Below are 18360 nucleotides of genomic sequence, written 5' to 3'. Positions count from 1 at the left end.
CCGTCCGCCCCCTGGCCGACGCCCCCGCGGCCTTCAGCCCCGAGGGACGCACCCGCGGCAGAACGATCATCAAGGTGACCACCGACTGACGCTCGGCGGTCCCGCTCGGGCATATGTCCTCCAGTCGGGAATGAGCAAGCGAATCACTGCGCCCAGCGCATCGGCATGACAACGGATTTGCGCGCCTCGAGCAATTCGTACCGAAGCCACCGAGATCGAAGACTTCGAACTCGCGCGCCCCGAGGCTCCGCATGGCCTGCGTTCGAAGGGCTCTCGGGCAGGGCGCAGCAGGATTCTTTCGGAGCATGCGCTCTGCTGGCAGTGCTCGAGGTTTGACGCTGATGCCGCGAGTACATGGCACAACCCGCTGGACCGGGCCGCCGAACCGGCGCTGGAGCTGGGCCGCGATCACGCCATCGCCTGGGTACCGTTCTTCCCGCTCGGCTCGGCTGCTGGCGTGCCCATGAAAGCTGGGGCGCAACGATTTTCATTCAGGACGCGACGTGTTCGGTAGTACAGAGGGGAAGGACACTCGATGAAAAGGATCATCGGCATCATCGTGGCGGCCGCGGCGGTGACGCTGGCAACGGCATGTCAGGACGGCGTGACGACGCAGCCTTCCGGCGGGTCGTCGGTGCCGAATTCCGCTACCGTTGCCGTGACGAGATCCGCTCAGCCTCCCGTCACTCAGCAGTCGCCAGGTGCCACGCAGCCTGCTGGTGACAATGCTCCTGCCACTGCCGGAAACGGCAGATGCGTCGATTTGAAGTCGGCGGTGGTCACAGCCGCGCTCGGCACACTCGGTCCTGGTGTCGGCGGCGACGGGTTCTACGCGGACAGTGGCACCGACGCCTCCGTCGGCGCTTGTCCCGCCATACTTTGGGTGCTCGCTGGGACTCCGCACGGCACCGCTAGCTCACCCTGGCACGTGATGCTGTTCAACCACGCAGGCTATCTGGGCACCGCGACCAAGAAGTCGACTTCTTATACACAGGTGGTCGGCTCGTCCGATCGCAGTGTCCGGGTCCAGTACCGTTGGCTGGCGGGTAAAGACGCCAGCTGCTGTCCCTCGGGCGGGCCGGTCATTGTCACACTCACCTTGGGCGCCGACGATCGCACGGTGACACCGGACCGTGACTTCCCCACGGAGGTGATCGATCCGAGTTCAGCGAGCTTGCCGCCGGTGTGCCCGGTTACCAAGGCCGTTTTGCTCGAAGCGTTGCGAGGCACCGATATCGAGTCGCGGTTGGCGACGCCGATCGAATTCGAGGATCGAATCGACTGTGCGGGTGAATGGGCGATGGCCCATACGGGAACCCACAACAATACTGTCAACCGAGCCCAAGTCCTGTTCCACTACGTGGCGGCCGACGGGGGCTGGAAGCCTGCGGACCTCGGCAGCGCGCTGCACTGCACCGAGATCGGCGTGCCTGCCGATGTCGCGGACAAGATCTGCCACTGAGCGCCGTGCGATCAGTCGGCAATCTGGCGCGTCGCCCGTTCCGGCAGGATCCCGGCCTGGACGAGTTCGTCGTAGATCCGCTGCTGCTCATCGTCGAGATTCGAGTACAGCATGTCGTATGCCAGATCTTCCTCGGCGAGCACCGCGACCGGATCCCAGTCGTCACCGAGCGCGGCTACGACGGCGCTGCGCCGTCGTGCCTCGTCCAGCGTGAGGTCGTAAGCAAAATTGTGGTCGGCCATGTAGGCATCTCCAACCGGGTTCTTTCCGAAAACGATTTGACGACGATGCCCAACCACGCCTTGTCGAGCAATGACCTGCATCACATTCCACCTCGGACTTCGTCACATTCGACGCCCGTGCGCGGACTGGACCGCAGAGTAAATGCGTCCACATAATTGCCAGGAAACCGCCGAAATCGGGCACGGCGACGCTATCGCGCCACGCCACCAAGAGAGCCGAGCTCGCCAATGGCCGTCGCTGGGTGCTGCCGCCGGCCACCCCGCTGCTATTTACCCCGACGCGAACACCCCGCACAGATCGAATCCGAACTGGGCCGTACGACATCAGCGGCCGATGACGCGCGCACGATATTCGGCAAAGTAGCGCATGTTGAGTTATGGATCGTCGGATGACCTTGCAGGCCAGGTGATCTCACTTCATCAGCCCAGGCAGATCTTCCGGGGCGGCGTGCCGTGACGCAGCCGGACAGCGCGCGTCCCGAACGCGGTGCCGAGAGATCACTACAGGCGTGCTGGGTTGTCTCGGTGCTGCGAATCCGTTGCGCAGCGCGATCGGTGCGGCGGCCGCGTACTCGATTCAGCAGGACTGACTGTGGGTCGGTGAAGGAGTCGAGTCCGAGCAGCTCGAGCTGCTCGGACTCGACGAAAAAGGTTGTGGCCCTACGGGTCAGGGCAGCACCTGCGGGATGACGCCCGGGTTGATCGATCCGACGATCCCGCCGATCACGGCGCCGATAAGGGTGGGCACGGGATCGATGAAGGAACCGGTGGCGGAGCCGATCGCAGCGCCCGCAGCCGCGCCGTTCAGCACCGGATCGGGGTACTGGGCGTCGGGGTTGGTGGTGACATCCTCCAGCGGGAGCCCGGCGATCGGGGCAACAACCGGTGCCGCCGGAGCCGCAGCAGCAGCCTGACCCGCGTCGGCGGACGACGCGCCCGCGAATACGACGGCCACAGCCAACGGCAGGGCACTCACCGCAAGGACGCGACTCGTCTTGATCAGGGCATTACGGAACATTGTTTTCCTAACCTTTCGGGCCCTCGGAACAACCGAGTTCCACTACTTCATCAGGGGGAGACTGCCTCTTGCTGCTCTGATGAATAGACAGCAATCGAGCGGCCACTATTGCGCATCGCGCCCGAAGATACTGCGCTACATGCGAACCCGCACAGTACCGGCATAACAAAGTAATGACCAGAGACCTGACCGGAAAGCCGTGTTCCGTCGGATCATGGCAGCACCGGTGCGCTCGCGCGAATAGCGCCGATGCATGAATGGGCATTCGCACATCCGGCTTTATCGGATGTTCGAGAGAGGTAGCAGCCCGGCCGAGCGCGAAACGCTGATCTGACCCTGTTGTCGTCCATTCGCGAATACCTTCGGTGCATGCACGTGGCGACACGCGACGCGGATTCGCGAATAACTGCCGTAATCGCTCACGGACAGAGCCACCTGGCCGAGCAGCCTCGCAAACCTTTGTGGCCGGAATACGGTGCACGGATGAGTTTTCCGCCTGGCCGCGTACGCCGTGTGCATCGAGGACGGGCGCGTACTGCTCGGGGCCAAAGGGCCGGGGTCCCGGCGGCCGGCGAAATCTGATTCTCAGTTGACAGGTATGTCGCCGTTGACCTTCGTCAACGACAACGTCGACGCAATCCGAAATCTAGCGGGTTTGGCCACGCCGATGGCTCTGCGTGTTGCGGTAACCCTGGGACTGCCGGACCGGCTGCGAGGTGACGGGGCCGCTGTCGAGCAGATCGCGACCGAACTCGACGTGTCATCGGTGACGCTCGAACTTCTGTTGGGACATCTTGCGGCCCTTGGGATTATCGAGCGTGCGTCCATCGGATTCCGGCCAGGCCGCCGACCTGAACACTTCTGGACACGATGGAGATTCCGCTTCGGCCGCTTCGACCTCGAACCAACGTCTGGGACCAGTCCCGAAGATCACGTTGTCCGCGCTCCCGGTCGCGGGGGCGAGGATCGGCAGCGATACGGTCAAGGTGTGTCGGTGCAGAGCGCTGGCGGCTCGTTCGGGAATTACCACCTCGAACGCTTGGTGGGTCGTGGCGGTATGGGTGAGGTGTGGTTGGCGCGCGACCGCACCGGTCGCACTGTTGCGTTGAAGGTGTTGTCTGCGGCGTATTCCGCCGATCCGGGCTATCGGCGCCGTTTCGAGCGCGAGGCAAGGCTGGGCGCCCAGGTGCGCAACCCACACATCGTGCCGATTCACGCTTTCGGTGAGGTCGATGGTCATCTGTTTTTGGAGATGGACTACATCGCGGGCACCGATCTGGCCACGCGACTGCGGTCGGGTGCGCTGCTGCCTGCTCGGGCGGTCGAGGTCATCGCCCAGGCGGCGGAGGGCCTGGATGCCGCTCATGCGGCGGGGCTTGTTCATCGGGATGTGAAGCCGGGCAATATCCTCGAGGACACCAGCGGTTTCGTATATCTGATCGATTTCGGTATCGCCCGCGCCGCGGACGGCAGCGCCCTCACGGCCACCGGTTTGGTGGTGGGCACGTTGGGTTATATGGCGCCGGAACGGTTCACCGGCACGGCCGATGTCCGCTCGGATGTCTATTCGCTGGCCTGCGTGCTGTATGAAACCCTCACCGGGAGGCTGCCGTATGGCGACGGCGATCCGGCACAGCAGATGCATGCGCATTTGATGTCCGAACCACCGCGTGCGTCGCGGGCTGCCGGAGGTGTCCCGCCGCAGCTGGACGCTGTTATCGCCCGCGGGATGGCCAAGAAACCGGTGGAGCGCTATGCCAGCGCGGGGGAGTTCGCCGCCGCCGCAAATGCGGCTTTGGACGGGCCCGTGTCGGCGCAACCGGCCTCAGCGAGATCGGGCAGTCACCCGCCCACCCGCGTTATGACCGCCGTCGCCGCGCCCCCGACCTTGGCCGCGCCCCTGTCGGCGCCGCAATCGCCCGAGCCTCGGACATTCTCGCCAGCTCCTCGAAAGCTGTTGGTGCGCAGATGGTTACCGATCGCCGCCGGTCTAGCACTTGTCGCTGCAGCGGCACTGTGGCTGCTGCTGAGCAGTGAGCTCGGGTCTGACTCCGCTCCAGGCACGACGACGCCCGCTGCTGCCTCGACCAGTTCGCTGCGGCCCTCAACCGGTGGACAATCCCCGGTTCCAGCTGGTGCGGTGCGCGACGGGAACTTTGCTTTCACCGTTACCGGGGTTGCGTCCAACGTGAGCCGCACCGGTTCGGCGACCCCGGGTGGTTCCTACACCATCGTGACGCTGACGGTCACCAACGTCTCCCAACATGGCCAAGTCTTCCGCATCGCCGACCAGCGCCTGAGCACCGCCGCCGGCCGCTCCCTCGCCCCCGATGCGACCGCGACCACCGATCTCAACGCGTCCGACCCTGGCGTCGACCAGATCGATCCCGGCAGTACCCGCACGATCCGCCTGGCCTTCGACCTCCCCGGCAAGGACAAGAACGGCAAGAAAAACGACAAGAAGAACGAAACCCCGAGCCAGCTGGTCCTGCACGGCGCCCCGTCGTCCTCCGGCGTAACGGTGCCGGTCGGCTAGGTTCTGAAAGTTGTTGTCTGCGTTGGCAGATGGGCGAGGTCTCCGGTAAAGGGTGGTCGACTAAAACGAACCTGAATACCGGAGACTTCCCAATGGAGTTGTCAAGCCGGTCAGGTCGCCGTAGTTCGCCGAAAATCGGGCGGATATGGCGTAGCCGCAATATAACCGGGGCCAACTACGATTGACGTTGGGCCGTCCTGGTCGCCGCAGGAAAGCGGGTTGGATTCAGCGTCGGACGCGATAACGAATATGCGTAGCCGCAGGCGTATTGATCACCTCGACGATGTCGAGTTCGATCTCCGACGGCAACATGTCGAACAAGCGACGTCCACGACCGAGCAACACCGGAATCACATGGACCTGCAGTTCGTCCAGCACCCCCGCTGTCAACGCCTCGCGCACAGTGTAAGCGCCGCCGCGTATCTGCACATTCCGCTCCCCAGCAGCAGCTTTCGCCTGTGCCATCGCGCTTTCGATGCCGTCTTGCACATAGGTCACCAGCGGATAACCCCAGCGAGCGGCCGGTGCAGGCGGGCGATGGCTGGGTACGAAGATCGGTTGGCCGTTGTGATCACCACCCCAGTGGTCCATCAGCTCCGCGGTCCGCCGGCCCGACAACACCGCACCCGCGGCGTTCCACTCCTCCTGGAACTGGACGAGCGGCCCGGCCGCGTCGGTCTCCTCGGCCCACAGGTGCAATCGCTCACCGTCCTCACCGCCGAGGAAGTCATCGGAATCCGCGATATACCCGTCGAGCGACATCGACATATCCAGCACTGATACAGACATAATTGACTCTTTCGCAGGTTTCGAGAGTGAGCTTCCTACCCGATCAGACGACGGCGGGCCGTGGAATTCATCGCTAACTCGCCGCAGGTTCCGACGACAGACCCGTGTCGCCACGAACCCCAGCCTCCAGCACGCCGACCAACCACCCCGCCCCGCAGCACAACCACGAAGTCACCCCCAACAGCAGCTACGCCATATCCGCCCGATTTTCGGCGATTACTACCGGAGCCCCCTACTTCGACACAGGCCCTAGCCGCAAACCGACCGGAACCTCGGAGTCGGATCGCTAGCCGACGTCGTGTAGGTCGTCGGTGACGTCGTGTTTCGGATAACTCTCACGGCCTGAGCACCTCGTGACGGTCTGGATAACGATCCGCTGGCGCGTGTGCATTCGGCTATACATTCCGTGGATACGGCAATATGCTGCCGATTGTGTCGAATCTGCGGATCAGTGAGGTTGCTGCGTTGATGGGTGTCAGCGATGACACCGTGCGGCGGTATATCGATCAGGGCCGACTCAACGCGATCCAGCTGGACAACGGGCGCAAGGGTGTGAGCGGCCGCGAGTTGGCGGAATTTCTGCGGGCCAACGCGGAGGCCCCGGAGCCGGGTGCCACGGTCGCGGTCTCGGCGCGGAATCGGATGCGCGGGATCGTGACACGCATCGTGAAGGACACGGTGATGGCTCAGGTCGAGATGCAAGCCGGGCCGTTCAGATTGGTGTCGCTGCTGAGTCGCGACTCGGTCGACGAACTCGGACTGGAGGTCGGCAGCGTCGCGGTCGCATCGGTCAAGTCCACCCATGTTGTTGTAGAAATCCCGGAAAGTTGATGAGGATGGTTCGTTCGCTGAGTGCGGTTGCTCTGACCGGAGCTGTCGCATTGACGTTGGTCGGTTGTGGGTCGGACAAGTCGTCCGATCCGGCACCCACCGACAAGATCTCCGGCACGGTGACGGTATTCGCGGCCGCATCGTTGACCGAGACGTTCACCGAGTTGGGCAAGCAGTTCGAGGCCGCCCATCCCGGCGTCAAGGTTGTCTACAGCTTCGGTGCGAGTTCTGCACTGGCCGAGCAGATCAAGCAGGGCGCCCCGGTCGATGTGTTCGCCTCGGCGGCGCCGAAGAATATGCAGCAGGTCCTCGACGCGGGCGATATCAAGGCCACACCGGTGACGTTCGTGCGCAACCGCCTCGAAATCGCGGTCCCCAAGGGCAATCCCGGCCACATCACCGGTCTCGCCGACTTCGGCAAGACCGAACCCAAGATCGCGCTGTGTGCTGAGCAGGTGCCATGTGGTGCCGCAGCGAAGAGCGTGTTCGAGGTCGCCGGTGTCACCCCGCAGCCCGACACCCGTGAGGCCGACGTCAAAGCGGTACTGACGAAGGTCACCCTCGGTGAGGTGGATGCGGCGCTCGTCTACCGCACCGACGTCAAGGCCGCCGGTGACAAGGTGGAGGGCATCGACTTCCCCGAGGCCGATAAGGCGATCAACGACTATCCGGTCGCGCCGCTGGCCAAGGCCCCCAACTCCGCGGCCGCCGCGGCCTTCGTCGATTTCGTCCGGTCCGACCAAGCGCGCACGGTATTCACCAAAGCCGGATTCGACAACCCGTGATCCGAACGTCGGCGCGACGGCGGGCAACGCGCGGGCGGCGACCGCTCGTTCTCGTGCTGCCCGCCGTCTGCGGTTTGGCGTTCTTGTTGTTGCCGCTGGCCGGGCTGCTGCTGCGCGCACCGTGGCGCGGTCTGCCCGACCGGTTGTTCAGCGCCGAAGTCGGCCAGGCGCTGCGCCTTTCGCTGGTGTGCGCGAGCTCGGCGACTGTCGTCTGCCTTGTTTTCGGGATTCCCTTGGCGTGGCTGCTCGCTCGCGGTGAGATCCCCGGACTCGGGTTCGTGCGGGCGCTGGTGACGGTTCCGCTCGTGCTGCCGCCGGTGGTCGGCGGTGTCGCGTTGCTGCTGGTATTGGGCAGGCGCGGGGTCATCGGCCGTCATTTGTATGAATGGTTCGGTGTCTCACTGCCTTTCACCACCGCCGGGGTCGTCGTCGCCGAGGCGTTCGTGGCGATGCCGTTTCTGGTGATTTCCGTCGAGGGTGCTTTGCGGGGAGCCGACCCACGCTACGAAGAAGCTGCCGCCACCCTGGGTGCGTCGCGCTGGCTGACTTTCCGGCGGGTCACCTTGCCCTCGGTGCTGCCTGGTGTGATCGCGGGTGCGGTGCTGTGCTGGGCCCGTGCGCTCGGTGAGTTCGGCGCCACGATCACCTTCGCGGGCAACTTCCCGGGTAAGACGACGACCATGCCGCTGGCGGTCTACCTCGCATTGGAAACCGATCCCGAGGACGCGATCGTGCTCAGCTTGGTGCTGCTCACCGTGTCGGTGGTCGTACTGGCCGCGCTGCGGGACCGGTGGACGCGAGGAGCGCTATGACACTCGACGCCGAAATACATATCACCCGAGACAAATTCGAGCTCGATATCGCCGTCAGTGTGGCACCGGGTGAAGTCGTCGCACTGCTGGGCCCCAACGGTGCGGGCAAAACCACCGCGCTGCGGGCGCTGGCCGGACTCACCCCGCTCACCGGTGGCAGCATTCGTCTCGACGAAAACACGTGGGATGCACCGCCGAAGCTGTTCACCCCGGCCGAGCGGCGCGCGATCGGCGTCGTATTCCAGGACTACCTGCTGTTCGCGCACATGTCAGCCCAGGACAACGTCGCCTTCGGACTGCGCGCCCGCGGGCACCACCGCCGGGCCGCTCGCGATCGCGCGAAGTATTGGCTCGAGCGAGTCGGCCTAGCTGAGCACCTGCACGCCAAACCGCGTGCGCTGTCGGGCGGTCAAGCTCAACGTGTCGCGCTGGCCCGCGCGCTGGCCACCGATCCGCGACTGCTGCTGCTGGATGAACCGCTGGCGGCACTCGACGCCAGCACTCGTTTGCAGGTTCGCTCCGACCTCGCCCACCATCTCGCCGACTACACCGGACACACCGTGCTGGTCACCCATGACCCGCTCGACGCCATGGTGCTGGCCGACCGCCTCGTCATCGTCGAAAACGGCAGCATCATCCAGGAAGGCCCGCCCAGCGAGGTCGCCCGCAGACCACGCTCGGACTATGTCGCAAACCTGGTGGGCCTCAACCTTTATCGCGGCACAGCCCACGGCAACGTGATCGATCTCGACGACGGTGGCGCACTCACTGTCGCCGAGCCTGCCCAGGGCGCTGTACATGTCGCGTTCCCGCCGAGCGCGGTGAGCCTGCACCTCGAACAACCAACGGGCAGCCCGCGAAACACCTGGCCGGTCACCGTGGTCGGGCTCGAACAGCACGCCAACACCACCCGGATCCGCCTCGATGGCAGCCCATCCGTGCTCGCCGACGTCACCCCCGCCACCGTCGCCGATTTGCGTCTTCAGATCGGAGCGCCCCTGTGGGCCGCGGTCAAGGCGACCGAAATCCACACCTACCCGGCGTGATCCAGGTCAGTAGAGATCTTTGGACAGGACCGGCCAGGATTGCTTCAGATCGTCCTGCCAATAGCCCCAGGTGTGGGTGCCGGTGGGGGGCAGGTCGAAGGTCGCCGGAATCCCCAACTGGTTCAACCGATTCTGGAGGTTGTGCGAGCAGGCGCTCATCGCCGCCTCGATGATGCCGCCGACGACGACGTGGTTGGCCACGCTGATCGGGTTGTACTTGTCGTCGCCCATGATGAACGGGTCGCCGGGAGCGTCGTGCGCGCCGGGCAGACCGCCGCCCGCCGCAACCCAGAGGTTCGTTCCGCGCAGCTTGTCCGCGTGCAGGACCGGATCGTTCGCCTGCCAGAGCGGATTGTCGGCGGGGCCCCACATATTGTCCGGGTTACCGCCGCCCCACGTTTCGACCGTGGTCTGCACGAACTTCTGTCCGACCGGATCACTGGTCTGTGCACAGCCGCTGTAGGCGCCGACATTCTGGAACAGGCCGGGCTTGGTGATCGCCAGCATCAGCACCGATGTCCCCGCCATCGAGTAGCCCGCGATCGAGTTCTTGCCATTGGTGCCGAGCGCCGCATCGATGATCGGAGGCAGCTCCTCGGTGTAGAAGGTCTGCCATTTGTTCACGCCGAGCACCGGATCGGCCGCGCGCCAGTCCGCGAAGTAGCTCCACCGGCCGCCGATCAGCTCGACGACATTGATGTTCTTGTCGCCGAGGAATTGCTTGGCGTCGGTCTTCTGGTCCCATGAGGCGTTACCGTCGACGCCACCGCCGCCGCCGTTGACCAGATACAGCGTCGGGCGCGGGACCGAGTTGTCTGCGGGCAGATCCACCACGACCGGGAATGTCCGATCCATGGCCGTGGAGTGGACCTCGAGCTGCAGCTTGCGGTCGCCGAGGGTCTCTACTTTCTCGATGTAGGAACCGTCCGGTGCCTTGGCCGAGCTGTTGATCGGTGCGGCCGAGGCCGCAGGCGCCCCCAGGCTCACTCCCGTGCCGACGACCGTCACAGCGGCGGCCGCCGCAACGAGAACTCTGAATCGCATACCGCGTCTCTCCTGAAAATCGCATCCGCGCAACGCTCGAGCCCGTTTAGGAAGTCCACCAAATGGGCAGTCGTTACTACCGTAGATCGAATCGGAAGCCGGATGCGGCCGGAAGCCCCCAGTCCTGGGGGTTGCTGAGCGGTGCGGCCGAGAGTCGCATCACCTTCGCCAGAAGAAGTGATGTACTACACCACTCGGGCTCGGGATCTGCTCCAGATGGAAACGGTCGGTGAGATCGTCGGGGTTGGACCACAGCTTTTCGCCGCGACCGATTTCGACTGGTGCGACGACGATGTGCATGTTGTCGATGAGATCGGCGTCGAGGAATTCCCGGACTGTGGCGACACCGCCGCCGATTCGCACATCCTTGCCCTCGGCGGCGTCGAATGCCCGCACCAGTGCGTCTTTCGGAGACGCGTCGAGGAAGTGGAATGTAGTTTCCCCCAGGGTGATCGAGGGGCGCACATGATGGGTGAGGACGAAAACCGGTGTGTGGAACGGGGGTTCGTCGCCCCACCAGCCTTGCCAGTCGTAGTTCTCCCATGGACCCCGCTGCGGACCGAATTTGTTGCGCCCCATGATCTCGGCGCCGATGTTGTTGGTGAAGTCGCGGGTGCAGTAGTCATCGAGGCCGTAGGTGCCGCCGGGGTCTGTTCGGTTGGGCCAGTGGGCGGTGGCGCCTGCCCAGAACATGAGCGCGCTCGGATCGGCATGGCCGAATGGGCGCTCGCGGGTCTGGCCCTCGCCGGCGCCGTATCCATCGCTGGAGACGGTGAAGTTCTGAACTCGAACCAGCTGTGTCATCGGAATCCCTTCTGATTGCAATTTGCAATCAGTTGAGAATTTACCTGAACTGATCCCGTTGTGCAATCAGTTGGGGGCCGACTCGCGACGATTCAGACGCCGAACCCCGTACCAACCGCCTGTTGGAGAACTGACCGCCGTCTATCGCCCGAGCAGCTGCCGGGCGCGATCGCCGCATTCCGGTTGGGTCGAACAGTTACCGCTGGTCACGCGCGGACGTCATCCTCCAAGTCGGCCCACTGTGCAAGTGCTCGGTACAGCCAGTAGAGAGCAGCTCCGGCGGTGGTGGTTCCGGTGATCTCGGTAGTGAGCTTCCAGTAACGGTGGATGCGTGGATTGTTGTCGGGTGCATTGTCGAGGAGTCGGTATCGCAGACGTGGAGTGTCGTGGTCGCGTCGGGCGGTGGCGTGCGCGTCGATGAACCGGTCGAGTTCCGGGCCCGGGTGTGGTTGTGTGCCGAGTGAGTCCACGGCCGCGCATGCTTCGGCGACCCCGGTGACCAGTGCGAGTTTGTCGTGGATTCGGGTCGGGTTCGTCCGCCAGAGCTGTCGTGACATCGCGGCGGTGCATGCGGGATCGGTGATGTGGGTGGTGAGTTCGGCGAAGGCGACGATGTGCCCAGGGGTTGGATCGGCGGATAGCTGCGGGACGTTCATCGCGATGAATCCGTCGAACAGTGCCGGTGGGATCGGGCCGAGCAGTGTCCGCCAGAACGTCACCAGATTGTCGTAAGCGCGGCCCCGATCTTGTACGGACGCAAGCAGTTCCAACCGTCCGGCGCGTTCGGCGGGTGGCGCATCCTCGACCGCGCGTAGCGATGCACGCCGCCACGACAGTACGCCGAGTTCGGTGTCGAGTGCGGCGCGTTCCGCGGCGATCGCATCGGCGATCGACCGGCTGCCGGTCAGAACCTCGATGATTGCCGACAGGCTCAGCCCGAGCGTGCGAAGCCGACGCACCAGCAACACCTGATCGACCGTGGTCGCCGGATCGAACAATCGGTGCCCGCCTCCGCTGCGCCGCGACTCCAGCACCCCGTTGTCGCAGTAGAAGCGGAGCGTGCGGACCGGTACCCCGGTGACTCGCGACAACTCCCCGATACTCACGAGGCCGTCGCGGTGTGTGTTCTCGGTCACATTCGCTGGAACCTCCACCTCGGTGGAGTTCCTACCCTACTGGAACACCCACCGGGACAAGGAGATACGCGGATGGCCGAGGACACCATGATGAGCACCGACCAGATCTGGCGGGCTGTCGCCGCCGAGCGAGCCAGTCTGGTCGAGCTATTGGAGCCGCTGTCGGAAGCCGACTGGGACCATCCTTCACTGTGCGATGGCTGGCGGGTACGCGACGTCGTCGCGCACGTCGTGCTGTCGGCCCGCGCCTCCATCGGTTGGATCCTGATCAATGTGATCCGTGCCCGCGGCAGCCTGGACCGGGCGATCCGCGATACCGCCATTCGTCACGCGGACCACCTCACGACCCGGCAGCTGCTCGGCGAGTTGCGCGACAGCATCGACGCACGGGTCACGGCGGTCGGCACCACACCGGCCGATCGCCTGATGGACCTACTGGTGCACGGCCAAGATATCGCGGTCCCACTCGGCATCACCCGCGATATGCCGGTCGCCGCCGCACGAGCGGCCATCCACCGAATCTGGACAATGGGCGCCCCATTCCACGCCCGCAAGAAATTCACTGGCTACTGCCTCGCCGCAACCGACACCGACTGGTCCGCCGGTGATGGATCCCCCATCACCGGCCCGGTCGCCGCCCTGCTCCTGATCGTGACCGGTCGCCGGCACGCATGGGACCAGCTCACCGGTGCAGGCGCAGTGCTATTTCCGCAACGTGACCGACGGTAGAACGCGAATTTTCTTGCTGGGAATTGACTGGCAATGTCGCGAGAGGTTGCCGAGAGTATCGCGCAGATGATTGTGGATGCCATTGGGCCGCAGTAGTTTTCGATTGCTGATCGTTGCTCTACGAAAGGTCGAACCGATGATTCTGCTTTCCCTCTTGGGCATGACCGGAAGTGCCGCTGCCGCATGGGCCACCGGAAGTGCCGCGATGGGTCTGGGAAATAGCGGCATTCTGCAGTGAGCCATGGGATCGGGCGGGACGACATGGACGCCGTCCCGCCCGATTCCTATCGAGCGGTGGAGCGGAAGCCGCGCAGGCGCAGACTGTTGCTGACCACGAAGACCGAGGAGAACGCCATCGCGGCGCCCGCGAGCATCGGGTTCAGCAGTCCGGCCATGGCCAGCGGAATCGCCGCGACGTTGTACGCGAAGGCCCAGAACAGATTTCCCTTGATGGTGCCGAGGGTCCTGCGAGACAGTCGGATCGCATCGGCGGCCGCGCGCAGGTCACCACGGACCAGGGTCAGGTCGCTGGCCTCGATGGCGACATCGGTTCCGGTGCCCATCGCCAGGCCGAGGTCGGCCTGGGCCAGGGCCGCGGCATCGTTGACGCCGTCGCCGACCATCGCCACCACCTTGCCCTCGGCTTGCAGCCGCTTGACGGTGTCGACCTTGTCGGCGGGCAGCACCTCCGCGATCACCTCATCGATACCGACCTGTGCCGCAATGGCTTTCGCTGCGGCGGTGTTATCGCCGGTCAGCATGATCGGGGTGAGACCGAGTGCCTTCAGCTGCGAGATCGCCTCGGCGGAAGTGGGTTTCACCGCATCCGCGACCACGAGCACGCCGCGGGCCTTACCGTCCCAGCCCACCGCGACGGCGGTCTTACCATCGGTTTCGGCAGTGTGCATGGCCTGCTCGAGGTCGGCGTCCAACTGCTGCGACCAGTCCGTGAGCAGCCTTGCGCGCCCGACGATCACCGCATGGCCGTCCACCACACCCTGCACGCCGAGGCCCTCGATATTCGCGAAATCCTCGACCTGCCGCAGCGCACCGACCTTATCCCGGGCACCCTTGGCGATCGCCTGGGCGATCGGGTGCTCCGACGAATCCTCCAGCGCCCCGGCCAGCGCCAGCACCTCGGCGGTGTCCTCACCTTCGGCGGCAATGACATCCAGCAGGGTCATCTTGCCGGTGGTGACGGTGCCGGTCTTGTCGAGCACCACGGTATCCACTCGACGGGTCGACTCGAGCACCTCCGGACCCTTGATCAGAATGCCGAGCTGCGCACCGCGACCGGTGCCGACCAGCAGCGCCGTCGGCGTGGCCAGCCCGAGGGCGCACGGGCAGGCGATGATCAGGACCGCGACCGCGGCGGTGAAGGCCGCGGCGACCGAACCGCCGGTGCCCAACCAGAATCCGAGCGTCGCGACCGACAGCGCGATCACGATCGGCACGAAAATCCCGGAGATCCGGTCCGCCAACCGCTGCGCTTGCGCCTTACCGGTTTGCGCGTCCTCGACCAGTTTCGCCATCTGGGCCAGCTGGGTGTCGGCGCCGATGCGATTGGCGCGCACCACGATCCGCCCGCCCACATTGACCGTCGCACCGACCACCGCATCCTCGGGACCGACCTCCACCGGCACCGATTCACCGGTGAGCATCGAGGCGTCGACCGCCGAGGACCCCTCGACGACCACGCCGTCGGTGGCGATCTTCTCACCGGGCCGGACCACGAAGGTGTCGCCAACGCTCAACTGCTCGACCGGAATTCGTTGCTCTACGCCAGCGCGTAGCACCGAGACTTCCTTCGCGCCCAGCTCCAGCAGTGCCCGCAGCGCCGCCCCGGCCCGCCGCTTGGAGCGCGCCTCGAAGTAGCGTCCGGCGAGGATGAAGGTGGTGACGCCCGCCGCGGCCTCGAGGTAGATGCTGCCGGTGCCGTCCATCCGCGAAATGGTCAACTCGAACGGATGCTTCATGCCGGGCATTCCGGCCGTGCCCCAGAACAGCGCATACAGCGACCAGCCGAACGCCGCGAGCGTGCCCATCGACACCAGGGTGTCCATGGTGGCGGTGCCGTGCCGCAGGTTGGCCCACGCGGCGCGGTGGAAGGGCAGTGCGCCCCACACCACGACCGGCGCGGCCAGCGTCAGCGAAAGCCACTGCCAGTTGTCGAACTGGAGTGCGGGCACCATCGCCAGCGCGATGACCGGAACCGTCAGCACCAGCGAAACCAGCAGTCGGGTCCGCAGCGCGGCCGTCGGATCCTCTTCCGCGGCCGTTTCCGCGGGCTCCTCGATCGGCAGCGCGGCAGTATAACCGGCCTGTTCGACGGTGGCGATCAACTGCTCCGGTGAGATATCACCGCTGAAGTCGACCCGCGCCTTCTCCGTCGCATAATTGACCGTCGCGGTGACGCCGTCGAGCCTGTTCAGCTTCTTCTCGATGCGATTGGCGCAGGAGGCGCAGGTCATGCCACCGATCACCAATTCGACCTGTCCGGCGGATGGTTGTGTCGCGGTGGTCATCGTGTGCTCCGTTCTGTGCGACTCAGGGTAGTGATCAGTGGCCGTGACCGGCAGGTTCGGCTGCCGGGATGGGTGCGGGACCGGCAACCGAGACGGTGAATTCGGCGGTGCGGACCACGCCTTCGTGCTGGAAATCCAGGAAGAGTCGGTAGTCGCCCGTGCTCGGCGCATCGACGTAGAAGGTAATGCCTGGCCCGGCCGGGGTCACACCGTCGCCGGGGCTGCCCTCCGGATGGACGTGCAGGTAGGCGAGGTCGGCGGCGCGCAATGCCACGAGGTGACCATAGGCCCCCAGGTAGGGCTGCAGATCGGTGACCGGTTTGCCATTGCGGCTGACCGAGAGCACGACCTTCGAGGCCTGGCCCGGCGTGACCGTGCCGTTCAGCGCGACGGTGTACTCGCCGACCTGCGCGGTGGTCGACGGCGCGGGCAGTGCCCGCGCGTCGTAGTTGCCCGCGACCCGCAGATCGGCGCCGAGCGTCAGATTCTTACCGCCATCGGGTGTGAAGTCGGCGAAGACCCGGTAGTCACCGGCGCGGGTGAGATCCAGCGGGACGCTCCAGGCTCCGGCCTGGTCGAGTACCGGATGCACGTGCTGGAAGGCGGTCATGTCGCGGCGGACCACGATGAGGTGCAGATCCTTGTCGTGGCTGCGGACATAGCTGGTGACGGGTGCGCCGTCGCGATTCAGGATGCGAAACCGCAGCGGAACATTCGCCGCCGCGGTGGTCTGCGGGGTGTCCAAGCGCAGGGTGTAGCCGTTTTCGCTGGCCATGAGTCCCGCGGGTAGCTCCTCGGACTCGCTCATGGCCTCGTGCCCCTTCGCATCGTGCGTGGACTCGGTGGGTTCCGGCCCGAGTGTGGCACCGACGGCCAGTGCGACCCCGAAGACCGCCGCGAGACCGAGGGTGAAGCCGGTGAACTTGCTTGCCGCGTTCATCAGGGGGCTCCGTTCGGATTATTCGGCGGACTGTCCTGCCGAACTCGGCTCTACCATACCCCCCTAGGGTAGGTTGTCAACATGGTACGGGGTGAGGGTATGCAGACGAGAGCCCGGCCCGGTACTGGACCGGGCCGGGCTCTCGTCTGCGATGCTCAGGCTTCGGGGCGGTAAGTGACCAGCGCCACCGCGGGCGCCGAAACCACCTGCACCTCGGCCGACTCCGCAATCTTGATGTGCAGGAATCCACCCTCGATCGACACCTCGACGTCATCGATCGTCCGAACCGGCTGTCCATCCCGGTCGAGCAGTGAATATCCCTCGACCAGGGCGACTTTGGTGGCCTTACGCCATTTCGCGGTCATCGTGTTGCCTTTCGTGGGTTCGGCGGGAGGGAAGTCCAGCTCCGGCTGGGCGACGTGGTTGAAGTAGTTCGACAGGACATTCAGCGCGATATGGCCGACCACCTCGCTCAACTGGGCATCGCTCACGCCATGCTGGTGGGCCGCGTCGATGACGCGATCGTCGACCCGGCCGCGCGATCGCAGCACCTCGCGCGCGACCTGTAGTACCGCATCCGCGTGCGGATCATCGGCGTGCGCCGCACGGGTGGCCGCGATGGCCTCCTCGGTGAAACCCATCCGCCCCGCTCGCATGCTGTGCGCGGCAACGCAGTAGTCGCAACCGTTTTCGCTCGCGACCAGCAGGGCCAGTTGTTCGCGGATGCGGGCCGAGAGCTTGCCGCGGGTGAGTGCGTCGCGCATGTTCAGGTATCCGCGCAGTGTCGCGGGGCTGTTCGCCATGGCGGCGTAGAGATTCGGAACCCGGCCCAGTTGGCGCTGCACTTCGGTGAGCAGGTCGGCCTGCTCGGCGTCGGCGGTTTCGGTCGATACAAGCGGTAGCCGAGACATCGTGACTCCAAACTCGAACATGATGGTACTGATCGGTACCGAACTGAAACGGTACTGATCGGTTCCGAATGAGTCAAGTCAGATGGTACCGATCGGTGCCGTCCTGGTATGGTGATGCCATGGCAACACAGGCCAAGCAGCGACTACTCACCACGGCCGAGGAACTTTTCTATGCCGAGGGCATCAGGGCGGTCGGCGTCGATCGCCTGCTGCAGGAGTCCGGCGTCGGCCGCGCATCCTTCTATCGCCACTTCGCTAGCAAAGACGACCTGGTCGTCGCCGTACTCGAGGACCGGGATCGGCGCTGGTTGGCGTGGTTACGGGAATCCGTCGAAGCGAAGGCGGGCGACCCGGCGGACCGCCCGCTCGCGGTCTTCGGCGCACTCTCGGAACGCTTCGCTCGCAACGACTTCCGCGGCTGCGCCTTCATCAACACCATGGTCGAAGTGGCCGATCCGAGCTCGGCCGCCCATCGGGCCGCCGATCGGCACAAGCGACGCGTCATCGACTACCTCGGCGAAATCCTCACCGCCGCAGGCCGATCCGATGCCGAGGAGTTGGCCGCCGAATTCGCGCTGCTCGTCGACGGTGCGATCGTCACGGCCGTACGCGAGAACTCCCCGGCCGCCGCCGACCGTGCTCGCACCATCGCGCACCGTCTGCTCGCGGCAACCTGACCCCGCTACCTGCCGCTTGGGCGACCTCCCGGTGGTGTGAGGCAGACAACCTCACCAGTCGCGATGGATTCGC

The 18360-nt window shown here is 65.2% G+C and carries 17 protein-coding genes; 8 read left to right on the top strand and 9 right to left on the bottom strand.

Annotated elements, in window-relative coordinates:
- The first annotated feature begins 535 nt into the window (after positions 1-535).
- Complete coding sequence (locus ACFYOW_RS40825) at positions 536-1462, top strand: LppP/LprE family lipoprotein (protein WP_387295922.1); 927 nt, start codon at positions 536-538, stop codon at positions 1460-1462.
- An 11-nt stretch (positions 1463-1473) separates the two neighbouring features.
- Here ACFYOW_RS40825 and ACFYOW_RS40820 read toward each other — a convergent pair whose 3' ends face one another.
- Together ACFYOW_RS40820 and ACFYOW_RS40815 are read right to left on the bottom strand one after the other, a co-directional pair.
- On the bottom strand, positions 1474-1704 hold the full coding sequence (locus ACFYOW_RS40820) for a DUF6400 family protein (protein ID WP_387295920.1): 231 nt from the start codon (positions 1702-1704) through the stop codon (positions 1474-1476).
- A gap of 667 nt (positions 1705-2371) precedes the next feature.
- A complete protein-coding gene (locus tag ACFYOW_RS40815) occupies positions 2372-2722 on the bottom strand; it encodes a glycine zipper domain-containing protein (RefSeq protein ID WP_387295919.1) in 351 nt (116 codons plus the stop codon).
- A 988-nt stretch (positions 2723-3710) separates the two neighbouring features.
- On the opposite strand from ACFYOW_RS40815, the gene ACFYOW_RS40810 reads away from it, so the two are divergent.
- Positions 3711-5258 carry a protein kinase gene (locus ACFYOW_RS40810; RefSeq protein WP_387295917.1) on the top strand — a complete coding sequence of 516 codons (1548 nt, stop codon included), beginning with the start codon at positions 3711-3713 and terminating at the stop codon, positions 5256-5258.
- A gap of 225 nt (positions 5259-5483) precedes the next feature.
- Here the strand turns inward: ACFYOW_RS40810 and ACFYOW_RS40805 are convergent, their stop codons facing one another.
- A complete protein-coding gene (locus tag ACFYOW_RS40805; protein ID WP_387295915.1) occupies positions 5484-6047 on the bottom strand; it encodes a dihydrofolate reductase family protein in 564 nt (187 codons plus the stop codon).
- A 432-nt stretch (positions 6048-6479) separates the two neighbouring features.
- Here ACFYOW_RS40805 and ACFYOW_RS40800 point away from each other — a divergent pair, with 432 nt between their 5' ends.
- The 4 genes from ACFYOW_RS40800 to ACFYOW_RS40785 are packed head-to-tail and all read left to right on the top strand — an operon-like array spanning position 6480 to position 9521.
- Positions 6480-6878, top strand: coding sequence for a molybdopterin-binding protein (locus ACFYOW_RS40800; protein ID WP_063039958.1), 399 nt, complete (start codon positions 6480-6482; stop codon positions 6876-6878).
- Positions 6878-7663 (top strand): molybdate ABC transporter substrate-binding protein, encoded by a 786-nt coding sequence (modA, locus tag ACFYOW_RS40795; RefSeq protein WP_387295913.1) that lies wholly within the window; start codon positions 6878-6880, stop codon positions 7661-7663. The genes ACFYOW_RS40800 and modA overlap by 1 nt, the downstream gene beginning before the upstream one ends.
- Positions 7663-8475, top strand: a complete 813-nt coding sequence (gene modB, locus ACFYOW_RS40790; RefSeq protein WP_387295954.1) for a molybdate ABC transporter permease subunit — start codon at positions 7663-7665, stop codon at positions 8473-8475. The genes modA and modB overlap by 1 nt, the downstream gene beginning before the upstream one ends.
- Complete coding sequence (locus tag ACFYOW_RS40785) at positions 8472-9521, top strand: ABC transporter ATP-binding protein (protein ID WP_387295911.1); 1050 nt, start codon at positions 8472-8474, stop codon at positions 9519-9521. Before modB ends, ACFYOW_RS40785 begins: the two co-directional genes overlap by 4 nt.
- A gap of 6 nt (positions 9522-9527) precedes the next feature.
- On the opposite strand, the gene ACFYOW_RS40780 is transcribed toward ACFYOW_RS40785, so the two are convergent.
- The 3 genes from ACFYOW_RS40780 to ACFYOW_RS40770 form a co-directional block, all read right to left on the bottom strand.
- The gene (locus tag ACFYOW_RS40780; RefSeq protein WP_387295909.1) at positions 9528-10565 is read right to left on the bottom strand and encodes an alpha/beta hydrolase; all 1038 of its coding nucleotides are present in this window, start codon (positions 10563-10565) and stop codon (positions 9528-9530) included.
- Between the two features lie 159 nt (positions 10566-10724).
- Complete coding sequence (locus tag ACFYOW_RS40775) at positions 10725-11369, bottom strand: dihydrofolate reductase family protein (protein WP_387295907.1); 645 nt, start codon at positions 11367-11369, stop codon at positions 10725-10727.
- A 206-nt stretch (positions 11370-11575) separates the two neighbouring features.
- Positions 11576-12505, bottom strand: coding sequence for a MerR family transcriptional regulator (locus ACFYOW_RS40770; protein WP_387295905.1), 930 nt, complete (start codon positions 12503-12505; stop codon positions 11576-11578).
- Positions 12506-12577: 72 nt separating this feature from the next.
- Here ACFYOW_RS40770 and ACFYOW_RS40765 point away from each other — a divergent pair, with 72 nt between their 5' ends.
- Positions 12578-13234 carry a maleylpyruvate isomerase family mycothiol-dependent enzyme gene (locus tag ACFYOW_RS40765; RefSeq protein WP_387295903.1) on the top strand — a complete coding sequence of 219 codons (657 nt, stop codon included), beginning with the start codon at positions 12578-12580 and terminating at the stop codon, positions 13232-13234.
- Positions 13235-13518: 284 nt separating this feature from the next.
- On the opposite strand, the gene ACFYOW_RS40760 is transcribed toward ACFYOW_RS40765, so the two are convergent.
- From ACFYOW_RS40760 to ACFYOW_RS40750, 3 genes are all read right to left on the bottom strand, one after another.
- Positions 13519-15759: a heavy metal translocating P-type ATPase gene (locus ACFYOW_RS40760; RefSeq protein WP_387295901.1), complete on the bottom strand. Its 2241-nt coding sequence runs from the start codon at positions 15757-15759 to the stop codon at positions 13519-13521.
- Positions 15760-15793: 34 nt separating this feature from the next.
- Positions 15794-16699, bottom strand: coding sequence for a hypothetical protein (locus tag ACFYOW_RS40755; protein WP_387295899.1), 906 nt, complete (start codon positions 16697-16699; stop codon positions 15794-15796).
- A gap of 155 nt (positions 16700-16854) precedes the next feature.
- A complete protein-coding gene (locus tag ACFYOW_RS40750; RefSeq protein WP_387295897.1) occupies positions 16855-17610 on the bottom strand; it encodes a carboxymuconolactone decarboxylase family protein in 756 nt (251 codons plus the stop codon).
- A gap of 119 nt (positions 17611-17729) precedes the next feature.
- On the opposite strand from ACFYOW_RS40750, the gene ACFYOW_RS40745 reads away from it, so the two are divergent.
- Positions 17730-18287: a TetR/AcrR family transcriptional regulator gene (locus ACFYOW_RS40745; RefSeq protein ID WP_387295895.1), complete on the top strand. Its 558-nt coding sequence runs from the start codon at positions 17730-17732 to the stop codon at positions 18285-18287.
- Positions 18288-18360 lie beyond the last annotated feature (73 nt).

The sequence above is a fragment of the Nocardia sp. NPDC006982 genome (genome assembly GCF_042869435.1).
Lineage (GTDB): Bacteria > Actinomycetota > Actinomycetes > Mycobacteriales > Mycobacteriaceae > Nocardia.
The sequence above is the reverse complement of the archived record's forward strand: the minus strand, read 5'-3'. Positions and strand labels throughout refer to the sequence as shown.